The 20,866-nt window shown below is 66.4% G+C and carries 20 protein-coding genes; 6 read left to right on the top strand and 14 right to left on the bottom strand.

The window, feature by feature from the left end; genetic code table 11:
- The first annotated feature begins 42 nt into the window (after window positions 1–42).
- Window positions 43–921 (top strand): metal-dependent hydrolase, encoded by an 879-nt coding sequence (locus tag MKD50_RS07735; RefSeq protein ID WP_371925300.1) that lies wholly within the window; start codon window positions 43–45, stop codon window positions 919–921.
- Between the two features lie 9 nt (window positions 922–930).
- On the opposite strand, the gene MKD50_RS07730 is transcribed toward MKD50_RS07735, so the two are convergent.
- On the bottom strand, window positions 931–2,034 hold the full coding sequence (locus MKD50_RS07730) for a mandelate racemase/muconate lactonizing enzyme family protein (RefSeq protein WP_115703445.1): 1,104 nt from the start codon (window positions 2,032–2,034) through the stop codon (window positions 931–933).
- Window positions 2,035–2,415: 381 nt separating this feature from the next.
- Here MKD50_RS07730 and MKD50_RS07720 point away from each other — a divergent pair, with 381 nt between their 5' ends.
- Window positions 2,416–2,835, top strand: a complete 420-nt coding sequence (locus MKD50_RS07720) for a DUF1801 domain-containing protein (RefSeq protein WP_240072226.1) — start codon at window positions 2,416–2,418, stop codon at window positions 2,833–2,835.
- A gap of 12 nt (window positions 2,836–2,847) precedes the next feature.
- Here MKD50_RS07720 and MKD50_RS07715 read toward each other — a convergent pair whose 3' ends face one another.
- Both MKD50_RS07715 and MKD50_RS07710 read right to left on the bottom strand, forming a co-directional pair.
- Window positions 2,848–3,834: a Bug family tripartite tricarboxylate transporter substrate binding protein gene (locus MKD50_RS07715; protein WP_252666779.1), complete on the bottom strand. Its 987-nt coding sequence runs from the start codon at window positions 3,832–3,834 to the stop codon at window positions 2,848–2,850.
- A 65-nt stretch (window positions 3,835–3,899) separates the two neighbouring features.
- Window positions 3,900–4,856: a LysR family transcriptional regulator gene (locus tag MKD50_RS07710; RefSeq protein WP_115703451.1), complete on the bottom strand. Its 957-nt coding sequence runs from the start codon at window positions 4,854–4,856 to the stop codon at window positions 3,900–3,902.
- Between the two features lie 235 nt (window positions 4,857–5,091).
- On the opposite strand from MKD50_RS07710, the gene MKD50_RS07705 reads away from it, so the two are divergent.
- Window positions 5,092–6,855, top strand: coding sequence for an ABC transporter ATP-binding protein/permease (locus MKD50_RS07705; protein ID WP_252666778.1), 1,764 nt, complete (start codon window positions 5,092–5,094; stop codon window positions 6,853–6,855).
- 85 nt (window positions 6,856–6,940) lie between these two features.
- Entirely contained in the window at window positions 6,941–7,459 is a 519-nt protein-coding gene (locus MKD50_RS07700) for a hypothetical protein (protein ID WP_115703455.1), read from the top strand.
- Between the two features lie 39 nt (window positions 7,460–7,498).
- On the opposite strand, the gene MKD50_RS07695 is transcribed toward MKD50_RS07700, so the two are convergent.
- From MKD50_RS07695 to MKD50_RS07670, 6 genes are all read right to left on the bottom strand, one after another.
- Window positions 7,499–7,975, bottom strand: coding sequence for a ferritin-like domain-containing protein (locus MKD50_RS07695; protein WP_115703457.1), 477 nt, complete (start codon window positions 7,973–7,975; stop codon window positions 7,499–7,501).
- 82 nt (window positions 7,976–8,057) lie between these two features.
- The gene (locus tag MKD50_RS07690; protein ID WP_252666777.1) at window positions 8,058–8,489 is read right to left on the bottom strand and encodes a universal stress protein; all 432 of its coding nucleotides are present in this window, start codon (window positions 8,487–8,489) and stop codon (window positions 8,058–8,060) included.
- Between the two features lie 179 nt (window positions 8,490–8,668).
- Window positions 8,669–9,412, bottom strand: a complete 744-nt coding sequence (gene phbB, locus MKD50_RS07685; protein ID WP_115703461.1) for an acetoacetyl-CoA reductase — start codon at window positions 9,410–9,412, stop codon at window positions 8,669–8,671.
- A 278-nt stretch (window positions 9,413–9,690) separates the two neighbouring features.
- The gene (phaP3, locus tag MKD50_RS07680) at window positions 9,691–10,248 is read right to left on the bottom strand and encodes a TIGR01841 family phasin PhaP3 (protein ID WP_115703463.1); all 558 of its coding nucleotides are present in this window, start codon (window positions 10,246–10,248) and stop codon (window positions 9,691–9,693) included.
- A 345-nt stretch (window positions 10,249–10,593) separates the two neighbouring features.
- A complete protein-coding gene (aceB, locus tag MKD50_RS07675; protein WP_115703464.1) occupies window positions 10,594–12,180 on the bottom strand; it encodes a malate synthase A in 1,587 nt (528 codons plus the stop codon).
- Between the two features lie 51 nt (window positions 12,181–12,231).
- Window positions 12,232–12,933 carry a haloacid dehalogenase type II gene (locus MKD50_RS07670; RefSeq protein WP_115703466.1) on the bottom strand — a complete coding sequence of 234 codons (702 nt, stop codon included), beginning with the start codon at window positions 12,931–12,933 and terminating at the stop codon, window positions 12,232–12,234.
- Window positions 12,934–13,263: 330 nt separating this feature from the next.
- Here MKD50_RS07670 and MKD50_RS07665 point away from each other — a divergent pair, with 330 nt between their 5' ends.
- Both MKD50_RS07665 and MKD50_RS07660 read left to right on the top strand, forming a co-directional pair.
- Window positions 13,264–14,214, top strand: a complete 951-nt coding sequence (locus MKD50_RS07665; protein ID WP_252666776.1) for a LysR family transcriptional regulator — start codon at window positions 13,264–13,266, stop codon at window positions 14,212–14,214.
- A gap of 155 nt (window positions 14,215–14,369) precedes the next feature.
- A complete protein-coding gene (locus MKD50_RS07660) occupies window positions 14,370–14,804 on the top strand; it encodes a universal stress protein (protein WP_010810522.1) in 435 nt (144 codons plus the stop codon).
- A gap of 79 nt (window positions 14,805–14,883) precedes the next feature.
- On the opposite strand, the gene loiP is transcribed toward MKD50_RS07660, so the two are convergent.
- The 5 genes from loiP to MKD50_RS07635 form a co-directional block, all read right to left on the bottom strand.
- Window positions 14,884–15,645, bottom strand: a complete 762-nt coding sequence (loiP, locus tag MKD50_RS07655; RefSeq protein ID WP_252666775.1) for a metalloprotease LoiP — start codon at window positions 15,643–15,645, stop codon at window positions 14,884–14,886.
- A gap of 652 nt (window positions 15,646–16,297) precedes the next feature.
- Window positions 16,298–17,593, bottom strand: coding sequence for an isocitrate lyase (aceA, locus tag MKD50_RS07650; protein WP_252666774.1), 1,296 nt, complete (start codon window positions 17,591–17,593; stop codon window positions 16,298–16,300).
- 546 nt (window positions 17,594–18,139) lie between these two features.
- Entirely contained in the window at window positions 18,140–18,556 is a 417-nt protein-coding gene (locus MKD50_RS07645; RefSeq protein ID WP_115703473.1) for a gamma-glutamylcyclotransferase family protein, read from the bottom strand.
- Window positions 18,557–18,558: 2 nt separating this feature from the next.
- Window positions 18,559–19,056 (bottom strand): ribonuclease E activity regulator RraA, encoded by a 498-nt coding sequence (rraA, locus tag MKD50_RS07640; RefSeq protein ID WP_240072228.1) that lies wholly within the window; start codon window positions 19,054–19,056, stop codon window positions 18,559–18,561.
- A 48-nt stretch (window positions 19,057–19,104) separates the two neighbouring features.
- Window positions 19,105–20,844, bottom strand: coding sequence for a thiamine pyrophosphate-binding protein (locus MKD50_RS07635; protein ID WP_371925299.1), 1,740 nt, complete (start codon window positions 20,842–20,844; stop codon window positions 19,105–19,107).
- Between the last annotated feature and the right edge of the window lie 22 nt (window positions 20,845–20,866).

Below are 20,866 nucleotides of genomic sequence, written 5' to 3'. Positions count from 1 at the left end.
TCCGGCATCGATCCGGCATCGATCCACTCACGGAGGAAGGACATGCTCAGACACCTTGCGAGGATGCGCGCCGCCGTCATCACGCTCACCGCCCTGCTCGGCGCCTGTGCCGCGCCCACGCCGCCGGCGGACGCCCCGCGCCCGGTAACGCCCGGCCAGCCCACCGCGGGCAAGGCCGAAGTGCTGTGGCTGGGCCAGGCCGCCACGCGCATCACCACGCCGGGCGGCAAGGTCATCGTGATCGACCCATGGCTGACCAACAATCCGAAGACCCCGCCCGGCTTCAAACAGCTGCCCGCGCTCGGCAAGGTCGACCTGATCCTGGTCACGCATGCCCACAATGACCACCTGGGCGATACCCCCGCGCTGGCCCGGCTGAGCAACGCACCGGTGTACAACGGCGGCGGCCTGGGCCGAGCGCTGGTCAGCCTGGGCCTGGTGCCGGAGGCACAGGTGCAGCGCTTCGGCAAGAGTGGCACGGTCATGCCGTTTGGCCCGGCGGGCCCGAAGATCACGGCGGTGCATGCGGAACACTCGTCCGAACTGGCGCTGAAGAACCCGGCCACCGGCAAGGACGAAACCCACTACGGCGGCGAGCCGGTGGGCTACATCATCGAACTGGAGAACGGCTTCCGCATCTGGCACATGGGCGATACCGGGCTGTTCGGCGACATGCGCCTGATCGGCGAGATTTACAAGCCGGATCTGGTGCTGATCCCGATCGGCGGGTATTCGACCATGGGACCGCAGGATGCCGCGATCGCCGTGCGCGACCTGATCCGGCCGCGCTTCGCGATCCCGATCCACTACCAGACCTCGGCGCAAGCGAGCGGCACGCCAGAGGAGTTCAGGGCGGCGCTGGGCGCTGGTGCCGCGGCAAGCGTGATCGTGCCGCAGCCGGGAGAGAAGGTTGACTTCTGAGCGGCGGCGTCAGCCGACGCGGTAGCGCCGGATCACGTCGGGATCCGGGTCGATGCCCAGGCCAGGGCCCGCGGGTAGCGCGATCATGCCGTCGCGCGGCACCACGGCATCGCCAAGCACTTGCGCGGCCATGTCGAAGTACCGCCATTCGATCATGGCGCTGGCATCGCCCAGCGCCGCGGTGGCATGCATGGCGGCCAGCAGCCCGGGGCCGTCGTAGAAGGTATGGACCATCACCTGCGCGTTGCGCGCCCTGGCCAGGGCAAAGACATCGCGCAGGGCGCTGATGCCGCCCATCTTGGCCGGGCTGGGCTGCACCACATCGACGGCGCCAATGCCAAGCAGATGCTCGAATTCCATCAGCGTGGTCGCATTCTCGCCGGCGGCGACCGGAATCGCGCATTGCCGGCGCAGCGCCGCGAGTCCGGCGTAGTTCTCGGGCGGCCACAGCGGCTCTTCCAGCCACCTTAGCGACAAGGGCTGCAGGGCGCGGGCCATGTCGATGGCCTGATGCAACGTCCACGGGCAATTCGTATCCAGCGTGATCTCGATATCCGGGCCCGCGGCCGCGCGCGCTGCGCGGATCACGGCCAGGTCGACTTCATGCAGCTTCAGGCTGCGGTAGCCATCGGCGATGGCGCGCCTGACGTTGACCGAGATCGCTTCGGCATCGGCATAGCGGATCAGGCTGGCGTAGGCCGGCAACTGCTCGCGCCGCGCTCCGCCTAGCAGGCGGTAAACGGGCAGCCCGGCCGCCTTGCCGCAGAGGTCCCACAGCGCGATATCGAGCGCCGACAGCCCGTAGAACAAGGGCCCGCTGCGCCCGAACACATGGAAGCTGCGCTGCAGGTCGAGGCCGATCGCATCGATCTGGCTCGCCTCACGGCCGATGCAGGCCGGCGCCAGCATCTGCTCGATCGCCGCCCTGGCCGCCGGAACGCCGACAAAGCCGAAGGTTTCGCCCCAGCCGACCAGGCCGTCATCGGTGCTCACCTTGAGCAGCAGCGAATCGGCGGCCTGCATGCCCGCCCCGCCCCAGACCCCCGCGGCCGAAACGCCGCCGACCGTGAACGGAATGCGCAGGGCGATGGCTTCGATGCTGGCGATCTTCATGGCGCGCTCCTTCCGGCCGCGGCCGGTCCGGCGACGCCGGTGCCCATGCCGCAGGTCTTCAATATAGGCCAGAAGCCGGGCCCGGCATGAGCGCTCGCCGCCGCCGCGCGTTGCGGCCTCCCTGTGGAATCCAACAGGATTTAGGCTTGCACCGGCGCATCGCCATCGCCTTTCGGAATCTGCGGATTGCCGCCTGCCAGCAGCACCGGCTTGCCAGTGGCGGGCGGGTGGCGACCTTCTGCGCGGGCTTGCGCGCCCCCCTGCCGGGGTCCGGGACGTGCTGTTGACCATGGCTGAACTCCCTGGCCGACGTTGCTCGGCGAGACCGCACTGAGCGGCTATGATAAGCCGGTCAGCCAGAACCTCGAGGAACGAGCATCGATGCAACCATCTGAACAGATCGACCAGTTGATCGCGAGCCTGGCCGACTGGCGCGGCCAGACCCTGGCCAGCCTGCGCAAGGCCATCCTCGCCGCCGACAGCGGCATCGTCGAGGAATGGAAATGGATGGGCAGCCCGGTATGGTCGCGCGACGGCATGATCGCCGTCGCCAACGCCCACAAGGCCAAGGTGAAGATTACCTTTACCAACGGCGCCAGCCTGCCCGACCCGGCCCATCTCTTCAACGCCGGCCTGGACGGCAATAAATGGCGCGCGATCGACCTCGCCGAGGGCGACAAGATCGACGCACGCGCGCTCAAGGCCCTGGTCCGCGCCGCGATCACGTTCAACCAGGGCAAGGCGAAGAAAAAAGCGCCGGCGCGCACCCCGGCAAAGGCCAGCCAGCAAGACGACGCGTGAAGCGCCGGAGGTTCAGCTTCCCTCGATCTTGAAGCCGATGTCCTTGATGAACTGTCCCCAGCGTGCATGGTCGGCGCGGATCTGCGTGGCGAACGCATCCGGCGTGACCGCCTGCGGCGGCAGCACGCCCACGCCCGCCAGCCGCTTCTGGTAAGCGGGATCGGCCAGCACCTTGCGCACTGCGGCGGAGACCGCCTCCACCGTCTCGCGGGGCATGGCCTTGGGGCCAAACAGCGCGAAATAGCCGCTCAGCTGCTCCATCTCGGTGTAGCCCAGCTCGCGGAACGTGGGCGCGCCGGGCGCGAGTTCCGAGCGCTCCGGGATGGTGGTGGCCAGCACCTTGGTCTTGCCGGCCTGGTACAGCGGCACGCCGGTGGTCAGGCCGTCGATCATCAGCGGCACCACGCCGCCCACCAGATCCTGCGTGGCGGGCGCGGAACCCTTGTACAGCACCGGTTCGAGATTGGTGCCGGCGAGCCGGTTGAACAGCAGCGGGCCGAAGTGCGACGACGTACCCGGACCGTACGAGGCCGAGTGGATCGGCTTGCCCGGATTCGCCTTGGCGTAGGCGACCAGCTCCTTCAGCGTGTTGTACGGCGCGTCCTTGTTGGCGGCCATCAGCACCGGCGCGCGGCCGAGTTCGGCGAGCGCGGTCAGGTCGGTCAAGGGATCGTAGGGCACGCGGTTGATATGCGCGCCCGAGGTAGCCGAAGAGCCCAGCGTCACCAGCAAGGTCTGGCCATCGTTCTTCGCGCGGATCACGTCCTGCGTGGCCGGAATGGTGGCGCCGCCGGGCTTGTTCTCCACCACCACCGACTGCCCGGTCGCGCGCGCGAGGTAGTCGGCGAACAGGCGCGCCACCACGTCGGTGCCGCCGCCCGGCGGATAGGCCACCACCAGCCGGATGGCGCGCGCGGGCCACTGCTGGGCCAGCGCGTGCGGCACCACGCCGGCTGCCATCGCGAGCGCCGCGGTGTTCAGGAACTGTCGACGATCCATAGATGAAGTCTCCGCGTTATCGTTGTGCGCCGCACCGGCGGCGGGTCTTTCATCTTAGTGAGTGTTCAGGCCGGGGACAGGCCCGGGTTTCCACCATGCGCGGCGCCGGCTGTGGCGCGCGGCGGCCCGAACCGTTCCGCATAGATGCCCGCCACCCAGTCGACAAACACCCGCACGCGCGGCGCCAGCTGGCGGTGGAACGGGTACAGCGCCGACACCGGCAAGTCCGGGCATGGCCAGGCTTCCAGCACCGGCACCAGCCGCCCGGCGCGCACGTGGTCTTCGACGCGGAAGCGCGGCACCTGGATCAGGCCGCAGCCGGCCAGCGCCGCGCTGGTATAGCACTCGGCATCGCTGACTGAAACCCAGCCGCTGGCCCGGAACGCGCGCACCTCGCCATCGACGGTCAGCGTGAACGGGTAGCGGCTGTCATGGTTGCGGGAAAAGAAGCCCACGCCGACATGTTCGGCCAGCTCCGACGGATGCCGCGGCGTGCCGTGCGCCGCCAGGTACGCGGGACTGGCGCACAGCACCTCGGGCATCTCCGCCAGGCGCCGCGCCACCAGCGACGAATCGCGCGGACGGCCGGCGCGCACCACGCAATCGATGCCCTCGCCGATCAGGTCGACCAGGCGGTCGCCGCTGCTGATGACCAGGTCGATATGCGGATAACGCGCGCGGAACTCGCCGATGCGCGGCAGGATGACCAGCGTGGCATGGGTGCCATGCAGGTCCAGTCGCAGCGTGCCGCGCGGGTCGGCCACCTGAGTGCTGAGCGAGGTCTCGGCGTCTTCCAGCGCCTGCAGCACGCGCTTGCCGCGCTCATAAAAGGCTTGCCCGTCCAGCGTCGGGCGCACCTGCCGCGTGGTGCGCTCCAGCAGCCGGGCGCCGACGCGCGCCTCGAGCTCCTTGATCGCGTGGGTCGCCGTGGCGCGCGGCATGTCCAGCGCGCTGGCGGCGCGGGTGAAAGAACCCAGTTCCACGATCCGGGTGAAGAGTTGCAGCGCGTCGAAGCGGTCCATGCGGGGGCGGCCTGTGATGGGGAAACGATCACCCGGGATTGGAATCAGCTTCGACGCCTGCGTCAAGCCACCGCCAGTGGCGCCTGGCGCCCGCGCGGGCCGGGCTCGCGCAAAAGCGCCGGGCATCGATTTTGCTGGCCTATATTTCAATAGTCATTTTCCGCCGCGGTCCGCGCCCGGAGCCGTGCCGCCATGTGACGATAATGAAATCCGCTCAGCACCCCGGAGGTGGATTATGAGCGCCGTGCCCGAGCCGGAGGTGGCCGACAGCACTACGCCCCCCGGCAAACGCCCCGCCACGTCGACCCGGCACGTCTGGACCCGCTATTGGGTGATCGCCAAACCCTACTGGGCCTCGCAGGAGCGATGGAAGGCGGCCGGCCTGCTGCTGGTGCTGATCCTGCTGCTGCTGGGCCAGACCCAGGCCGAGGTGCTGATCAACGAGCAGACCGGCGAATTCACCTCGGCGCTGGCGGCGCGCGACGCCGACCGTTTCTGGGCCTCGATCCGCAGCTGCCTGTATATCCTGATCGTCGCCATTCCCGTCTACGCGGTCTATTACTACATCCGCAACCTGCTAGGCCTGCACTGGCGGCGCTGGATGACCCACCATTACCTGGACGGATATTTCAAGAACCGCATTTTCTACAAGCTCAATGCGGACGCCGGCATCGACAACCCCGACCAGCGCATCTCCGAGGACATCAACACCTTTACCCGGCAGTCGCTGTTCTTCCTGTCGATCGGCATCGGCGCGCTGCTGCAGCTGATTGCGTTCAGCGCGGTGCTGTGGATCATCTCCAGGGAACTGGTCTATTTCCTGGTGGTGTACGCCATCGCCGGAACCTTTGTCTCGATCGTCTGCTTCGGGCGGGTGCTGATCGGCCTGAACTTCTACCAGCTCAAGCGCGAGGCCGATTTCCGCTTCAGCCTGATCCGCGTGCGCGAGAACGCCGAGTCGATCGCGTTCTATCGCGGCGAGCCGCAGGAGTCTTCCCATGTCCGCGGGCGCTTCGGCAAGGCGTTCCAGAATTTCGAGCGGCTCATCCGCTGGCAGCTCGGGCTGAACATGTTCCAATATGGCTATGGCTTCCTTACCATCCTGCTGCCCAGCGCGATCGTGGCCTCGCGCGTGCTGGACGGCGAGCTCGAGGTCGGCAGCGCGATCCGCGCCGCGGGCGCCTTCGCCGCCGTGCTGAATGCGCTGACGGTGATCGTCGACAACTTTGAAGACCTGAGCCGGTTCGTGGCCGGGCTCGATCGCCTGGACACGTTCTCCAGTACCCTGACCGGGAAAAGGACGACCGCAGCACGGGCTGCCTCCACCATCGAGTCCCGCCAGGACTCGCGGCTCGCGCTGGAACATGTCACGCTGCAGACGCCCAACCAGGAGCGCACGCTGGTCACCGACCTGAGCGTGTCGATCAATCCCGGCGAGGGACTGCTGATCGTCGGCGCCAGCGGCGGCGGCAAGAGTTCGCTGATGCGCGCGATCGCGGGCCTGTGGAACAGCGGCACCGGGCGCATCGTGCGGCCGGCGCCGCAGCACATGCTGTTCCTGCCGCAGCATCCGTACATGGTGGTCGGCAGCCTGCGCAGCCAGCTGCTCTATCCCAACCATGTCGGCCGGCAGGTCGCAGACGGCGAGCTGCTGCAATTGCTGGATACCGTCAACCTGCGCGACATCGCCGGCCGCTTCGGCGGACTCGACACCGAAGTGGACTGGAGCAAGGTGCTGTCGCTGGGCGAGCAGCAGCGGCTGACCATCGCGCGCGTGCTGCTGGCCAGGCCGCGCTATGTGATGCTGGACGAGGCCACCAGCGCCCTCGACATCAGCAACGAAGAGGCCTTGTACCAGTTGCTGGCCGGCTTGCAGGCGACGCTGGTGAGTGTCAGCCACCGGCCCACGCTGCTGAAGTATCACCACCAGGTGCTGGAACTGCCGGGCGACGGCACCTGGCGGCTGCATCCGGCAAAGGATTACCGATTCGGCTGGTAACGCGCGGCGCAACCTCAGCACGCGTCCGGATGCGTTGCGCTATGCTGAACGGATCCCCATCCGCAGTGCTTACCGGAGACCCACCATGCGCCATCGCCTGTCTGTCTGGCTGGCCGCCACCGCGGCAACCCTGCTGTGTGCCTGCGCAACGCTGCAGCCCGTGCAGACCGCGCAGAAAATGATCGGCAGCCCGCAGAGCGCCGTGCGCGATACCTTCGGCGCGCCTTCCGAAACCTATCCGCTCGCCAACGGCACCAGCCGCTGGATCTATTCCAAGCAGCCGCTCGGCTTCGAGGTGTATGCCGCGGACTTCGACGCCGGCGGCAAGCTGACCAGCTTCCGCCAGATGCTGACCGAGAAGGAAATCTACGCCGCCCGCCCGGGCGTGTGGACCAAGCAGGACGTGGCCGAGCACTTCGGCCTGCCGCGCGAGCCGGTCGAGTACTACCCGATGATGAAGCGCGAGGCGTGGTCGTACCGGCTCTACGCCGGCGCGTATCAGCCGGCGCATTTCAGCGCGTACTTCGACGAGCGCGGCGTGCTGGACCGCACCATGATCATCGTCGACGCGATCGGCGGGGATGCGCGCGACGGCAGCAAGTGAGCGGGCCGGCAGCAGGCGGTCGTGCCACGGATGCCGGCCTTATCCCTGGTCGGCGCCTCTGGCAGGATCGGGGATCATGGGCGCGCCGGGCTTGCGCAGCATCTTCTCGACCTCGCCGGCGTGCAGTTCCTCGAGCTGGATCAGCTGCCGCGCATACTCTTCCAGCGCGACGGAGCGGCCCTCGACCAGGCTGAGCAGTTCCCGGTACAGCGCCAGCGCCTCCCGCTCCGTGGCCAGCGACTCGCGCAGGATCGCGCCGATATCCTGGGTGTGGGCGTCCAGCAGCTCGCCGATGCCAAGCGAGGGATAGGCGCCGAGGGTGGTGATCCATTCGCCGGCCTGCTGCGCATGCAGCAGCGACTCGTTGGCCTGCTCGCGCAGCCACGACACGATCGGGATGCGCCCGAAGCCGAAGATCAGGAACGAATAGTGCGTGTAGCGCACCACGCCGGCGAGCTCGGCCTCGAGGATCCGGTTGAGAACGCCGACCACCTTTTCCTGTTCGATATCCGCCATGGCAGCACCTCCGTGCAATGGAGTCCGACGGCAGGCCGCATCGGGGGCCTGCGCGCCCACGCCCACGCCAACGCCCGCGCCTTCAGCGGTAGACCAGCACGGGAACCCGGCAGTGGGTCAGCACCTTCTGCGTCTCACTGCCGACCAGCAAGGCGTCCAGGCCCCTGCGGCCGTGCGACGCCATGAAGATCACATCACACTCGTGCCTTGCCGCGGCCTCGATGATGCCCTTGTAGGGAACCGTTGCCGTCATGTCGGTGGCGCACGGCACGCCCGCCGCGCTGGCGGCGGCGACCACCTCTTCCAGCCGCGCCCGGGCCCGTTCGGCTTCCTGCTCTTCGAAGGCCTTGCGCCTGGGATGGCCGGCATCGCCCGATGCCAGGTAGGGATACTCCTCCATGCACGTATAGGCAGTCAGCCTGGCGCCATCGGCCTTGACAAAGCTGATCGCGGCCTCCATCGCCATCCTTGAAAGTTCCGAGCCATCGGTGGCCAGCAAGATGTGCTTGAACACGATTCCCCTCCCCATGGGTTGGTTCGCGGCGGCGGTGAGCCGGTCCGCCGGTCAAGCTTCAGTATGGACAAGAATCCGGCTTGCGGCGGAACGCAACGATGGCCGGCGGCCGGCGCCTGGCCATCGCTGGCGGCAGGAGCGGGCCCGGGCCGGTGCCGAGGTCCCCGCCCCCGGCCTCCTTACTGCATGTGCTGCCCGCCGTTGATGGCGATATTGGAGCCGGTCACATAGGCCGCGTCCTCGGAGCACAGGTAGGCAATCAGTGCCGCCACTTCCTCCGGCTTGCCGACGCGGCCCACCGGAATCTGCGGCAGGATCTTGGTCTCCATGATCTCCCTGGGCACGGCGTTGACCATCTTGGTGGCCAGGTAGCCCGGCGAGACCGTGTTGACCGTCACGCCCTTGCGCGCCACTTCCAGCGCCAGCGACTTGGTAAAGCCGTGCATGCCGGCCTTGGCCGCGGCATAGTTGGTCTGGCCGAACGCGCCCTTGGAGCCGTTTACCGACGAGATATTGATAATGCGGCCCCAGCCGCGCTCGACCATGCCTTCGCACAGCGGCTTGGTGAGGTTGAACACCGAATCGAGATTGGTCCGCATCACCGCATCCCAGTTCGGCTTGTCCATCTTCTTGAAAGCCATGTCGCGCGTAATGCCGGCATTGTTCACCAGGATGTCGACCTGGCCGACGTCGGCCAGGATGCGCGCGGCGCAGGCCTGGCAGGCGTCATAGTCGGATACGTCGACCTCATAGGCGCGCATCTCGCGGCCGCTGGCCGCCATCGTGGCCAGCCAGTCCCCGGCGTTGGCATTGCCGGGCGAGTGCGTCACCACCACGGCATGGCCGGCGTCATGCAGCCGGATGCTGATGGCTTCGCCGAGTCCACCCATGCCACCTGTTACCAATGCGATTCTCTTCGTCATACTGATTGCTTCGTTGTCGTGAGTTGAAAGACCCCTGCCGTGCAGGAAGGGACATTCCCCCGGTAGTCCCCGAGCAAGTTCCCGCTACCGTTGCGCAGGCAAAGCGCGGCCATGCCGGGCCGGACCGTGCCGGTCCCGGTGCGCATGGATGGGGCGGGAAGATATGGTGTCGCGGTGCCGCGGCCCGGGAACGCGGGGGTTCCCGGGCCTGCATGCCTGCGATCTGTGTGCAGCGCGCGGTCCGGCCTGGCCGGGCCAGCGCTGTGTTCGCTGTGCTGTTACGCCTTGGCGGCGCGCGGCGTAGCGTTCGCGGCCGAGGCCGACGCGGCTGCGGCAGTCTTGGCAAAATTGGCCTTGGCGACTTCGGCAGTCTGCTTGGCGGCGTCCTGGAACGACTGATAGGTGTTGTTGGCCGCGGCAACACCCGACTGCAGCAACGCGGTCAGCGCTTCCGAACCGGCCGGCGCGTTCTTCACGAAAGTGTCAACGAAAACCTGGACGTTGCGGTTGTGCTGTTCGTACTGGGCCTCGACGGCCTTGCTCAGCTCCGCCTGGGTGTTCGAGGCGATTTCATAGACATGGCGTGCATACGCCACCGCCTTCTCCGCAGCCGGCTGGGCCAGGTTGCCCTGGGCCGCGAACACTTCGCGCAAATCCTTGCCGGCCAGTACCGCTTCGACATTGACCTGGCCTTCGGCGAGCGAGGTCCTGAGAGCCTGCAGGTTCAGCTCGGTCAGCTTCTGGAAACCTTCAAACGCCGTGTTCGTCAGCGCGAACAAATGGCTCACATTGGACTTCTGCGCCGCAGCAAATTGTTCGGGCGTAAAAGGTGACATGCAGATCTCCTATGGGTGAATCGGACGGAATGGCACACCGGCATTGGGAACGGGCCGCGGCACCAGCTTCGAGACCGGGCCGCGCCTCCAATCGTGCAGCGCACCATCGAACCCGCATCCTAGAGTGTTTCCTCTAATCCAGGCGCTAGGGATAAACCCATAAAGTCTTCAAGATAGGACATATTAAGTGCAGTAACAGACACTATTGTTACAACTAATTACGCTGTAATGCTGCACCGCAAGACAGGTCTAAAGCCGGCTTAACAGGGGGCCGACAAACTAAAAACAAAAAAACCGCAGCCGAAGCTGCGGTTTCCGTGAACCGGGCAAAGTGCCTGGTCGCGCTCAGACTTCCTCGTACAGCGGCAGCGTGAGGAATTCGGCAAAGTCCTCCGAGGTCGACATCTGCTCGAAGATCTCGGCAGCGCGGTCATAGGTGCTGGTGTCGCCACCGACCAGTTCCTTCACCTTGGCCAGTTCTTCCGGGATCAGCTTGCGCACCAGCTCGGCCGTGACCTTGGTGCCGTCTTCCAGCTTGCCCTTGGGCGAGCGGATCCACTGCCACACCTGCGAGCGCGAGATCTCGGCAGTGGCGGCGTCTTCCATCAGGTTGTGGATCGGCACGCAGCCGTTGCCGGCCAGCCAGGCGCCCAGGTAGTGGATGCCGACGTTGATGTTCATGCGCAGGCCGTGCTCGGTGATCGGCGTTTCCGGCTTGAAGTCGAGCAGGTCTGCGCCCTTCACCTGCACGTCCGGACGCTGCTTCTCGAACTGGTTCGGCTTGTCGCCCAGCACTGCCACGAATTCCTTCATGGCCGGCTCGACCAGGCCCGGGTGCGCCACCCAGCCGCCGTCGTAGCCGTCGGTGGCATCGCGGCGCTTGTCGCTGATGATGCCTTCCATGGCAATGGCGTTCTTCTCCGGATCGTTCTTGATCGGGATCAGCGCGCTCATGCCGCCGATGGCGGGGGCGCCGCGCGAGTGGCAGGTCTTGAGCAGCAGCAGCGCGTAGGCGCGCATGAACGGCGCGGTCATGGTGACCTTGGCGCGGTCGGCCAGGCAGAAGTCCTTGTCGTTCTTGAACTTCTTGATGCACGAGAAGATGTAGTCCCAGCGGCCGGCGTTCAGGCCGGCGCTGTGCTCGCGCAGCTCATACAGGATCTCTTCCATCTCGAACGCGGCGAGGATGGTCTCGATCAGCACGGTGGCCTTGATGGTGCCTTGCGGCAGGCCGATCTCGTTCTGCGCCATCACGAAGATATCGTTCCACAGGCGCGCTTCCAGATGGCTTTCCATCTTGGGCAGGTAGAAGAACGGGCCGGCGCCGCGGGCGATCTGTTCCTTGGCGTTGTGGAACAGGAACAGCGCAAAGTCGAAGACACCGCCCGAGACGCGCTTGCCGTCGATGGTGACGTGCTTCTCGTCCAGGTGCCAGCCGCGCGGACGCACCTGCAGCGTGGCGATCTTGTCGTTCAGCTTGTATTGCTTGCCCTTCGATTCCAGGGTCAGCGTGCGGCGCACGGCGGCCTTCAGGTTGACCTGGCCCTGCAGCTGGTTGTGCCAGTTGGGGGTGTTGGAATCCTCGAAGTCGGTCATGTAGCTGTCAGCGCCCGAGTTGAAGGCGTTGATCACCATCTTGGCTTCGACCGGGCCGGTGATTTCCACGCGGCGGCATTCCAGCGCCTTGGGCACCGGCGCGACCTTCCAGTCGCCTTCGCGGATGCTCTTGGTTTCGGGCAGGAAGTCAGGCACCTCGCCGGCGTCCAGGCGCTTGGCGCGCGCGACGCGCGCGGCCAGCAGTTCCTGACGGCGCGGCTCGAAGGCGCGGTGCAGCTTGTCTACCAGGGCCAGGGCTTCCGGCGTGAGGATATCTTCGTAGGCCGGCAGGATTTCGCCGGTAATCTTCATGCCCGCGGGCAGCGTGATAGCCATCAGTGTTCTCCTGTTAAACGATAGCGATAGCGTTGGTTGTTGGGCGCCCTGCTATGCCGTCACGCCATGGGCGCGGACGAATTCGAGCAGGTCGTTCATGTCGTGCCCGGTGCCGGCGGGGGCGACGTCGAGCCGCTCCGCCGGATGGCCGGCACGGTTGATCCAGAAAGTGGTGTAGCCAAACCAGGTGGCGCCGCAGGCGTCCCAGCCGTTGGACGAGACGAACAGCATCTCCTGCGCGTCCAGCCCGAAGGCCAGCGGCCCCAGCGCATAGGCGGCCGGCGCGGTCTTGTACTGGCGCACCGCATCGACCGACAGCACGTGGTCGAACAGCCCGTGCATGCCGGCGCTCTTGACCGAGATGTCGAGCATCTCGGCGTTGCCGTTGGACAGGATGCCCAGCGGCAGCCCCGCCTTGCGCAGTCGCTTCAGTGCGCCGAGGTTCTCCGGGAACGCCGACAGGCACGCGTACTCCTTGAGCAACTGCGCTTCAGTCGCTTCATCCAGCATCAAGCCCAGGCGCTCGGCGGCGTAGCGCAGCGCGTCTACGGTGATGGCCCAGAACGGCTTGTAGTGCGCGCCGTCGTGCCCGGCCATGGTGCGGATGCGGGTGTAGTCGATCTGGCGGTCGCGCCAAAGCAGCGCCAGCGCCTCGCCGCGGCCCGGGAACAACTGCTCCGCGCGCGCGGTAACGGAATACACGTCGAACAGCGTGCCATAGGCATCGAAGACGACGGCGCGGATCTTGTTCATAGGGGCCTGGACAACCTGCAACGGTACGGGGCGACTTTAAGGGGCGAGTCAGGGGCCGACTCAGGGGGCCGACTCAGTGAGCGGTGGCCAGACCACAGCTGCGTGGCTCTGTACACCATTGAATGCATCGAATTGTAGGGAGACGCTGCAGTGCGGCAAAGTGGGCGTCGGTCACTTGATCTTTTACTTTTACACAACTAATCTTGGCTGACTAAAACAAAACTCCGCACCAAATCCTCTTCACTGGTGACCAAAGACCTGCCTTGGCACCCTTTGCGTGGCCAGCGCGGCACCCCGCGGGACCTTCCGTGCAACTCAGGCGAAACATTCGTGGACCATTTCAAACAACTGGAGACCTTTGTATCCGTCGCCTCGCGCGGCAGCCTGTCCGCCGCCGCCGCGGCCGAGGGCGTGGCGCCCGCGATCATTGGCAGGCGCATCGATGCCCTGGAAGAGCGGCTGGGCGTCAAGCTGCTGGTGCGGACCACGCGCAAGATCAGCCTGACCTTCGAGGGCTCGGCGTTCCTGGAGGATTGCCAGCGCATCCTGAACGACCTGCACAACGCCGAGGCCAGCGTCTCGGCCGGCGGCGTCAAGGCCAGCGGCCACCTGCGCGTGACCGCGCCGGCCGGCTACGGGCGCAAGCACGTGGCGCCACTGGTGCCGCTATTCATCGAGTCGCACCCGGACGTGTCGATCACGCTGGACCTGTCTGACCGCGTAGTCGACCTGGTCAACGAAGGCTTCGACTGCGCCATCCGCCTGGGCGACCTGCCCGATTCCAGCCTGGTGTCGATCCGGCTTGCCGAAACCCGCCGCGTGGTGGTGGCCGCGCCGGAATACCTGGCGCGCGCCGGGCGCCCCCACACGCCCGAGGACCTGCAGCGCCATAACTGCCTCGCCTTTGGCGCCAGCGCCAACATGCAGCGCGGCTGGGTGTTCCAGGAAGAGGGCCGCGCGGTGACCGTGAAGGTGGGCGGCACCATGGAATGCAGCGACGGCGCAGTGCTGCACGAGTGGTGCCTGCAAGGCCACGGGTTGGCCTGGCGCTCGTGGTGGGAAGTCGGCAGCGAGATCGCCAGCGGACGGCTGATGACGGTACTGGACGAGTTCCAGGCGCCGCCGATCGGCATCCATGCGGTGTTCCCGCAGCGCAAGCACCTGCCGCTGCGGGTGCGGCTGTTTATCGACCACCTCAAGAACACCTACGGCAATCCGTCCTACTGGCGGCGCGCCGAGCAGGCTTGCGCGCTGCCCGTGGCGGAAGTGCTGGCGGACTAGGCACAATGCCAGGGCGAGCTTGCGGCCGTTCGGATGCCATTGACATTACGCAATGACCTTCTCGGCACACTGACTACAATGCATTCAAGACAGGCGCTGCCCCGCGACGCGGGTCGCCGCCCTGCCCCGACCCCTAGTCAGCAAAGGAGCCCCGCATGTTCCAACATATCCTGCTTCCCACCGACGGCTCGGAACTCTCCAAGAAAGCCATCAACGGCGGACTGGAGCTCGCCAAGGCCATCGGCGCGCGCATCACGGCCTATGTCTGCCTGGAGGAATACCCGTACACGCCGTTCAGCGAAATCGTGGTCGAGGCCCCGCAGGCGTTTAAGGACCGCATCGAGAACCAGGCCAAGCTGTATCTGAAAGAGGTCGAGAACCTGGCCACCGCGGCCGGCGTGACCTTCGACGCGGACATGTCGACCTTTGCCGTGCCCTACCTCGGCATCATCGACGCCGCCGAGCGCCATGGCTGCGACGTGATCTTCATGGCCTCGCACGGCCGCCGCGGGCTGTCGGGCCTGCTGCTCGGCAGCGAGACGCAGAAGGTACTGACGCATACCGACATTCCGGTGATCGTCTACCGCTGAACCAGGGCGCAGCGCGCCAAAGCAAAACCGCCCGCACCAGCATGACCGGTGCGGGCGTTTTTTTGCTTGCGCTGGCGGCTTACGAAGCCTTGCTGATGCGCTGCTCGATGTGCTTGGCGCGGTCATCCGAGCCCGGGTGTGACGAGAACATGCTGGACTTGCCGCCGTCGAGCTTGGCCAGCTTCTGGAACGCCGTGACCAGGCCCTTGGTGCTGGCCTTGTTCTTGGTCAGCAGGTCGAACGAATAGTCGTCGGCCGCGGTTTCCTGCGACTGCGAGAACTGCGCGTTGATCAGCTTCTCGCCCAGCTCGCCCAGCTGCGATTGCGACAGCGCCGCCACCGCGCCATTGCCGGCCGACGCCGCCGCGCCGCGCGCCGCGGTGGCGGTGTAGGCCACCTGCATGGCCTTCTTGGTGTGGCCTAGCGCTACGTGGCCCAGTTCGTGGCCCAGCACGCCGCGCACTTCGTCGTCGGTCATCATGTCCATCAGGCCGCTGTAGACACGCACGCAGCCGTTGGCCATGGCCCAGGCGTTGACGTCCTTGGTCAGGTAGACCTTGGCATTGACGTTGGGCACGTCGCTGTTCTTCAGCCCGCTCATGATCTTGACCAGGCGCTTGTTGTAGGTGCTGTTGGCAGCGGCGATCTTGTTGCTCTTGTCCGATTCCGCGCAGGCCTGGTCCGACAGGCTCTTGACGTCGGCGTCCGACAGCGTGGCGGCCTTGGCCAGCGAGGTGCCGGCGCTGAGCATGCCGTCGACATTGGTGGGCATGCCGCCGGAACAGCCGGCCAGCAGTGCCGCCGCGATGGCGCAGGAAGCGAGCGTGAAAGTTGCTTTCATGATGTTGTTCTGGGTGAAGTGGCTCGGAGAGTGCCGATAAAGGCTCCGGCACTTTAAGCGATCTGCCCGCGCCATGGAATCACCCAAATGCTGCAAGCCGCCAGAAATGACAATTTATTGCATTTGGACAATCTCTCAGATCGAAGGGCGCAAAAATGGCGGCGGCCCAGGGGCCGTTTGGAGCGATCCCCAGCGAGACTGCGTGGTCGGGCGGCAGATGGTCGCTCAATGCTGGGTGGCTCATCCGCACCGCAACAAACCTTTACAAATCCGTGCGTGAAATCCCGGATCGGTGCCCTAGCCTGTTCCCATGCTTTCGAGGGAGACGGCCATGCCTTCGTCACGGGACACATCCAAATTGCGTCGGCCTGGGCGCCGCACGATGAACTGGCACGACGTCGCCCTGATCGCGCTCGGATGGATTGGTCTATGTCTCGGCGTGGGGTGGACACTCTCCAAGGCCGCTGGCACCTTCGAATGAGTCGCCGGTACGGGCTCCCGCGTGCGGCCTGGGTACGGCAGTCGCATTGGGAATAAAAAAATCGCGCCGTCCCTGAGAGAGAACGGCGCGTCGCCTAAAAGAGAGAGCGTGATGGTCGCACGCCCTCCCGATCCCGCCGGACCCACGAGCCGGCGGGAGTGACCAGGAGAGTCAGGCCACTTTCTTGTCCTCGAAGAACTGCTCGTCTTCGGTCGAACCCTTCAGCGCGGTCGTCGACGACTGCCCGCCTTCGATGGTCTGGGTCACGGCGTCGAAGTAGCCGGTGCCGACTTCGCGCTGGTGCTTGACCGCGGTGAAGCCCTTCTCGGCGGCCTTGAACTCCGCTTCCTGCAGCTCCACGAACGCGCTCATCTGGTTGCGGGCGTAGCCGTAGGCCAGGTTGAACATCGAATAGTTGAGCGAGTGGAAGCCGGCCAGCGTGATGAACTGGAACTTGTAGCCCATCGCGCCCAGTTCGCGCTGGAACCGGGCGATGGTGGCGTCGTCCAGGTTCTTCTTCCAGTTGAACGACGGCGAGCAGTTGTAGGCCAGCATCTTGCCCGGGAAGCGGGCGTGCACAGCCTCGGCAAACTTCTTGGCGAATTCGAGGTCCGGCTTGCCGGTTTCACACCACACCAGGTCGGCCACCTCGGCGGAGGCCAGCGCGCGCGAGATCGACTGCTCCAGGCCATTGCGCACGCGGTAGAAGCCTTCCACGGTGCGCTCGCCGGTGCAGAACGGCTTGTCGTTGTCGTCGATGTCGGAGGTCAGCAGGTCGGCGGCCTCGGCGTCGGTGCGGGCGATCACCAGGGTCGGCACGCCCGAGACGTCGGCGGCCAGGCGCGCGGCGCTCAGCTTGGCGACGGCTTCGCGGGTCGGCACCAGCACCTTGCCGCCCATGTGGCCGCACTTCTTCACCGAAGCGAGCTGGTCCTCGAAGTGCACGCCGGCGGCGCCTGCCTCGATCATCGCCTTCATCAGCTCGAAGGCGTTCAGCACGCCGCCGAAGCCCGCTTCCGCGTCGGCGACGATCGGGGCGAAGAAATCCGTGTCGCCCGAGCCTTCGCTCCACTGGATCTGGTCGGCGCGCTGGAAGGTGTTGTTGATGCGCTTGACCACCTGCGGCACCGAGTTGGCCGGATACAGCGACTGGTCGGGATACATCTCGCCCGCCAGGTTGGCGTCGCCGGCGACTTGCCAGCCAGACAGGTAGATCGCCTTCAGGCCGGCCTTGACCTGCTGCATGGCCTGGTTGCCGGTCAGCGCGCCGAGCGAGTTGACGAACGGCTCGGTATGCAGCAAGTGCCACAGCTTTTCGGCACCCCGGCGCGCCAGGGTGTGCTCGACCTGAACCGAACCACGCAGGCGCACCACGTCTTCGGCGCTGAAATTACGCTTGATACCCTTCCAGCGCGGATTGGTGTCCCAGTCTTTCTGCACGGCCTGGATCTGCTCTTGGCGGTTCATGTCACTCTCCTGAACGTGATTGGGGATGGCTGAGGATCTCGTGCTCGCCTGACTCGGGCTGCGTCGCGGCGCCCCTGCGTTGACTGCTGTTTTCGTGCCCGATGTCTGTGTCTTATATAAGAGTGTAGAGAACGCTACCGCGTTGCAACAACCCCGAACCCTGCACCGACCCAAGCTTTATTTTTCTTTAAAATCATTGGCTTGCAGATAATCTTTCACGATACGGGACAGAATCTTTCATCATGAGAAATGGCGTTGTGCCACGCAACCGCGGATTTTTGCGGGCCAAAACCTTTTTCCACATTGTGAAAAATCCTCGGATGTGGCGCAAGCTGCTAGTGGACGCGACTTGCCCGCAGCGCCGTGGGAGCCGGCGCGCCTTCGATATGGCTGCGGGGCGCGTGGGCCGAGCCCGACCCAGATCGCCGACGGCTGCGGAGCATGCATCGCCGTCGGTTCCATCGTTCGATGTCATGGACCGGCCATGCTACGCAAAAGCAAACGGCGCCGCGAATGGGCGCCGCCTGTTTGAAACGCGTACGGGATTCAGGCCGCTGCCGTATCGCGGGCGCGGCGATAGGTTACCCAGTCTCCGCTGTCGATGCGCGGCAGCGCGGCGGCCGTGGCGTCGGCCACCGGGTACAGCAGGCAGGCGACAGGCTGGCCCTTGTGCTGCACCGCCTGTTCCTCGCGCACGAACAGCGTGGCCTGTCCTGGATAGACCTCCTCGATCTCGTCCAGCACCGGCAGCAGGGCGTCGGCAATCTCGTAGATATCGCCGACCACCGGTCCGCCGCCGGCATCCAGCACCAGGCCGGGATAAGTGCCGAAGTCATAAAGCCTGCCGGCCACCGTACCCGTGCCCAGCAGCGTGGGCATGGCAATGCCGTGGCGCCGCGCCGCGGCGTTCAGGTCGTTGACCTCGCCGGCGCGCAGCGTGCCATAGACGAAGACGCGCGGCATGCTCAGCGCTCCAGCGGTGCGTCGGCGACCAGGATCCCGTCGACATCGACATAGATCCAGTTGCCCGGGCGCACCACCGCGCCCGGCATCTGCACCGTGACCTCGCTCTCGCCCACGTTGCGCTTCTGGCTCTTCTGCGGATGCGCGGCCAGCGCGCGGATGCCGATGTCGCACACGTCCAGCTCCGCGGTATCGCGGATGCAGCCGTTGACGACGATGCCGACCCAGCCGTTCTTCTCGGCCAGCAAGCCCAGGTTGCCACCCACCAGCGCGCAGCGCAACGAGCCGCCGCCGTCGACCACCAGCACGCGCCCGCGGCCCGGCGACTCCAGCGTGGCGCGCACCAGCGAGTTGTCTTCGAACACCTTGAGCGTCGCGGCCGGACCGGCAAACGCCGGCTGCTTGCCGAAGGCGCGGAACACCGGCGCCATGACGCGCAGCGTGCCGTCGGCAAGGCGGTCTTCATGCGCGTCGCACAGGTCGGTGGTGACGGGCTTCATCTCGGGTCTCCTGGTCGGTAAGAAAAAATACTGTCTCGCCGCGCAGCGTCATGGCTTCTGGCTGGCCAGCGCCTGCGCCCGGATCGCGCTCAGCGTGGTGCGGGGCGTGATCACGTCCGGGTCCACCTGGATTTCGATCAGCGTCGACACCGGCGCGGCCAGCGCCTCGCGCAATGCCGGCGCAAACGCCCCGGTGGCGGTCACGGTAACGCCGCGTGCCCCATAGGCGCGCGCCAGCGCGGCAAAATCGGGATTGAGCAGCTCGGTGCCGGACACATGGGTCGGGTATTCGCGTTCCTGGTGCATGCGGATAGTGCCGTACATGCCGTTGTTGACGACGATGATGATCACCGGCGCCTGGTATTGCATCGACGTAGCAAGTTCCTGGCCATTCATCAGGAAGCAGCCGTCGCCCGCCAGTGCCACCACCGTGCGCTGCGGGAAAGCGATCTTGGCACCGACCGCGGCCGGCACGCCATAGCCCATCGCGCCGCTGGTCGGCGCCAGCTGGCCGCGCCCGCCGCTGGTGAACGGGCGATAGTGGAAATAGCGGTGCAGCCAGCCGGCATAGTTGCCGGCGCCGTTGGTCACCACCGCATCGGCCGGCAGCATCTGGTCCAGCGTGCGGATGACTTCGGCCATGTCGACGCCCTGCCCCGTGAACGGCGGCGGTTGCAGGTAGCGCTCGTAATCGGCGTGGGCGGCTTCGGTCCAGGCCTGCCAGCGTGGCGCGGCCGGCGGCTGCAGGCCGGCCAGGCGCGTGGCGATGGCCGGCATCGCGGCCTGGATCATCAGGTCGGCCTGGTACACGCTGCCCAGCTCTTCGGCGCCGGCATGCACATGGACCAGCTTCTGGGTCGGCCGCGGCGCCGCGATCAGCGCGTAGCCGCCGGTGGTCATCTCGCCCAGCCGCGGGCCGATCGCGAGCACCAGGTCGGCATTGCGGATGCGCTCGGCCAGCGCGGGATTGATGCCGATGCCGACATCGCCGGCGTAGTTGGGATGACGGTTGTCGAACAGGTCCTGGCCGCGGAAGGCGCAGCCTACCGGCAGCGCGAAGCGCTCGGCAAAGGCCTGCAGGTCGGCGCACGCCTGCGGAGTCCAGCCGCTGCCGCCGGCCAGCACGAACGGGCGCTCGGCGGCGCCGAGCATCTCGGCCAGCCGTGCCAGCTCGCCCTCGCCGGGCCAGGCCATGACGCGCTGGTAGGCCTGCAACTGCGGCACCGCGGCGGTTTGCGCCAGCATGTCTTCGGGCAGCGCCAGCACCACCGGGCCGGGCCGGCCCGAGGTGGCGGTCTGGTAGGCGCGCGCGATGTATTCGGGGATGCGTTCGACCCGGTCGATCTGCGCCACCCACTTGGCCATCTGGCCGAACATGCGGCGGTAGTCGATTTCCTGGAAGGCCTCGCGGTCCATGAAATCGGTGCCGACCTGGCCGATGAACAGGATCATCGGGGTCGAGTCCTGGAACGCGGTATGCACGCCAATGCTGGCATTGGTGGCACCGGGCCCGCGCGTGCAGAACGCCAGCCCGGGGCGCCCGGTCAGCTTGCCATAGGCCTCGGCCATCACCGCGGCCCCGCCCTCCTGGCGGCAGACGATGAAGCGCAGTCGGTCACGGCGGCGGTGGAAGCCGTCGAGCACCGCCAGGTAGCTCTCGCCCGGCACGCCGAAGGCCAGCTCGGCCCCGTGCGCCAGCAGCGCATCGACCAGGATATGGCCGCCCGGCAGCGGCGTGCAGCGATCGGTGTCTTCAGGCTGGGTGGCGTTGGCCGGCGTCATTGGCATGGAAACGTTCCTCAGGCAAGCG

Source organism: Cupriavidus mimosae (assembly GCF_023952485.1).
GTDB classification, from domain to species: Bacteria; Pseudomonadota; Gammaproteobacteria; order Burkholderiales; family Burkholderiaceae; genus Cupriavidus; species Cupriavidus taiwanensis_C.
This window is presented reverse-complemented; position numbering and strand designations above follow the sequence as displayed.

What these genes read in the sequence shown, in the direction of transcription:
- MKD50_RS07705 (WP_252666778.1), top strand. Translation starts at nt 5,092, where the DNA reads ATGAGCGCCGTGCCCGAGCCGGAGGTGGCCGACAGCACTACGCCCCCC.
- MKD50_RS07635 (WP_371925299.1), bottom strand. Translation starts at nt 20,844, where the DNA reads ATGCCAATGACGCCGGCCAACGCCACCCAGCCTGAAGACACCGATCGC.
- MKD50_RS07660 (WP_010810522.1), top strand. Translation starts at nt 14,370, where the DNA reads ATGTTCCAACATATCCTGCTTCCCACCGACGGCTCGGAACTCTCCAAG.
- MKD50_RS07645 (WP_115703473.1), bottom strand. Translation starts at nt 18,556, where the DNA reads ATGCCGCGCGTCTTCGTCTATGGCACGCTGCGCGCCGGCGAGGTCAAC.
- MKD50_RS07720 (WP_240072226.1), top strand. Translation starts at nt 2,416, where the DNA reads ATGCAACCATCTGAACAGATCGACCAGTTGATCGCGAGCCTGGCCGAC.
- MKD50_RS07695 (WP_115703457.1), bottom strand. Translation starts at nt 7,975, where the DNA reads ATGGCGGATATCGAACAGGAAAAGGTGGTCGGCGTTCTCAACCGGATC.
- aceB (WP_115703464.1), bottom strand. Translation starts at nt 12,180, where the DNA reads ATGGCTATCACGCTGCCCGCGGGCATGAAGATTACCGGCGAAATCCTG.
- phaP3 (WP_115703463.1), bottom strand. Translation starts at nt 10,248, where the DNA reads ATGTCACCTTTTACGCCCGAACAATTTGCTGCGGCGCAGAAGTCCAAT.
- MKD50_RS07710 (WP_115703451.1), bottom strand. Translation starts at nt 4,856, where the DNA reads ATGGACCGCTTCGACGCGCTGCAACTCTTCACCCGGATCGTGGAACTG.
- rraA (WP_240072228.1), bottom strand. Translation starts at nt 19,056, where the DNA reads ATGAAGCCCGTCACCACCGACCTGTGCGACGCGCATGAAGACCGCCTT.
- phbB (WP_115703461.1), bottom strand. Translation starts at nt 9,412, where the DNA reads ATGACGAAGAGAATCGCATTGGTAACAGGTGGCATGGGTGGACTCGGC.
- aceA (WP_252666774.1), bottom strand. Translation starts at nt 17,593, where the DNA reads ATGAACCGCCAAGAGCAGATCCAGGCCGTGCAGAAAGACTGGGACACC.
- MKD50_RS07700 (WP_115703455.1), top strand. Translation starts at nt 6,941, where the DNA reads ATGCGCCATCGCCTGTCTGTCTGGCTGGCCGCCACCGCGGCAACCCTG.
- MKD50_RS07715 (WP_252666779.1), bottom strand. Translation starts at nt 3,834, where the DNA reads ATGGATCGTCGACAGTTCCTGAACACCGCGGCGCTCGCGATGGCAGCC.
- MKD50_RS07670 (WP_115703466.1), bottom strand. Translation starts at nt 12,933, where the DNA reads ATGAACAAGATCCGCGCCGTCGTCTTCGATGCCTATGGCACGCTGTTC.
- loiP (WP_252666775.1), bottom strand. Translation starts at nt 15,645, where the DNA reads ATGAAAGCAACTTTCACGCTCGCTTCCTGCGCCATCGCGGCGGCACTG.
- MKD50_RS07735 (WP_371925300.1), top strand. Translation starts at nt 43, where the DNA reads ATGCTCAGACACCTTGCGAGGATGCGCGCCGCCGTCATCACGCTCACC.
- MKD50_RS07730 (WP_115703445.1), bottom strand. Translation starts at nt 2,034, where the DNA reads ATGAAGATCGCCAGCATCGAAGCCATCGCCCTGCGCATTCCGTTCACG.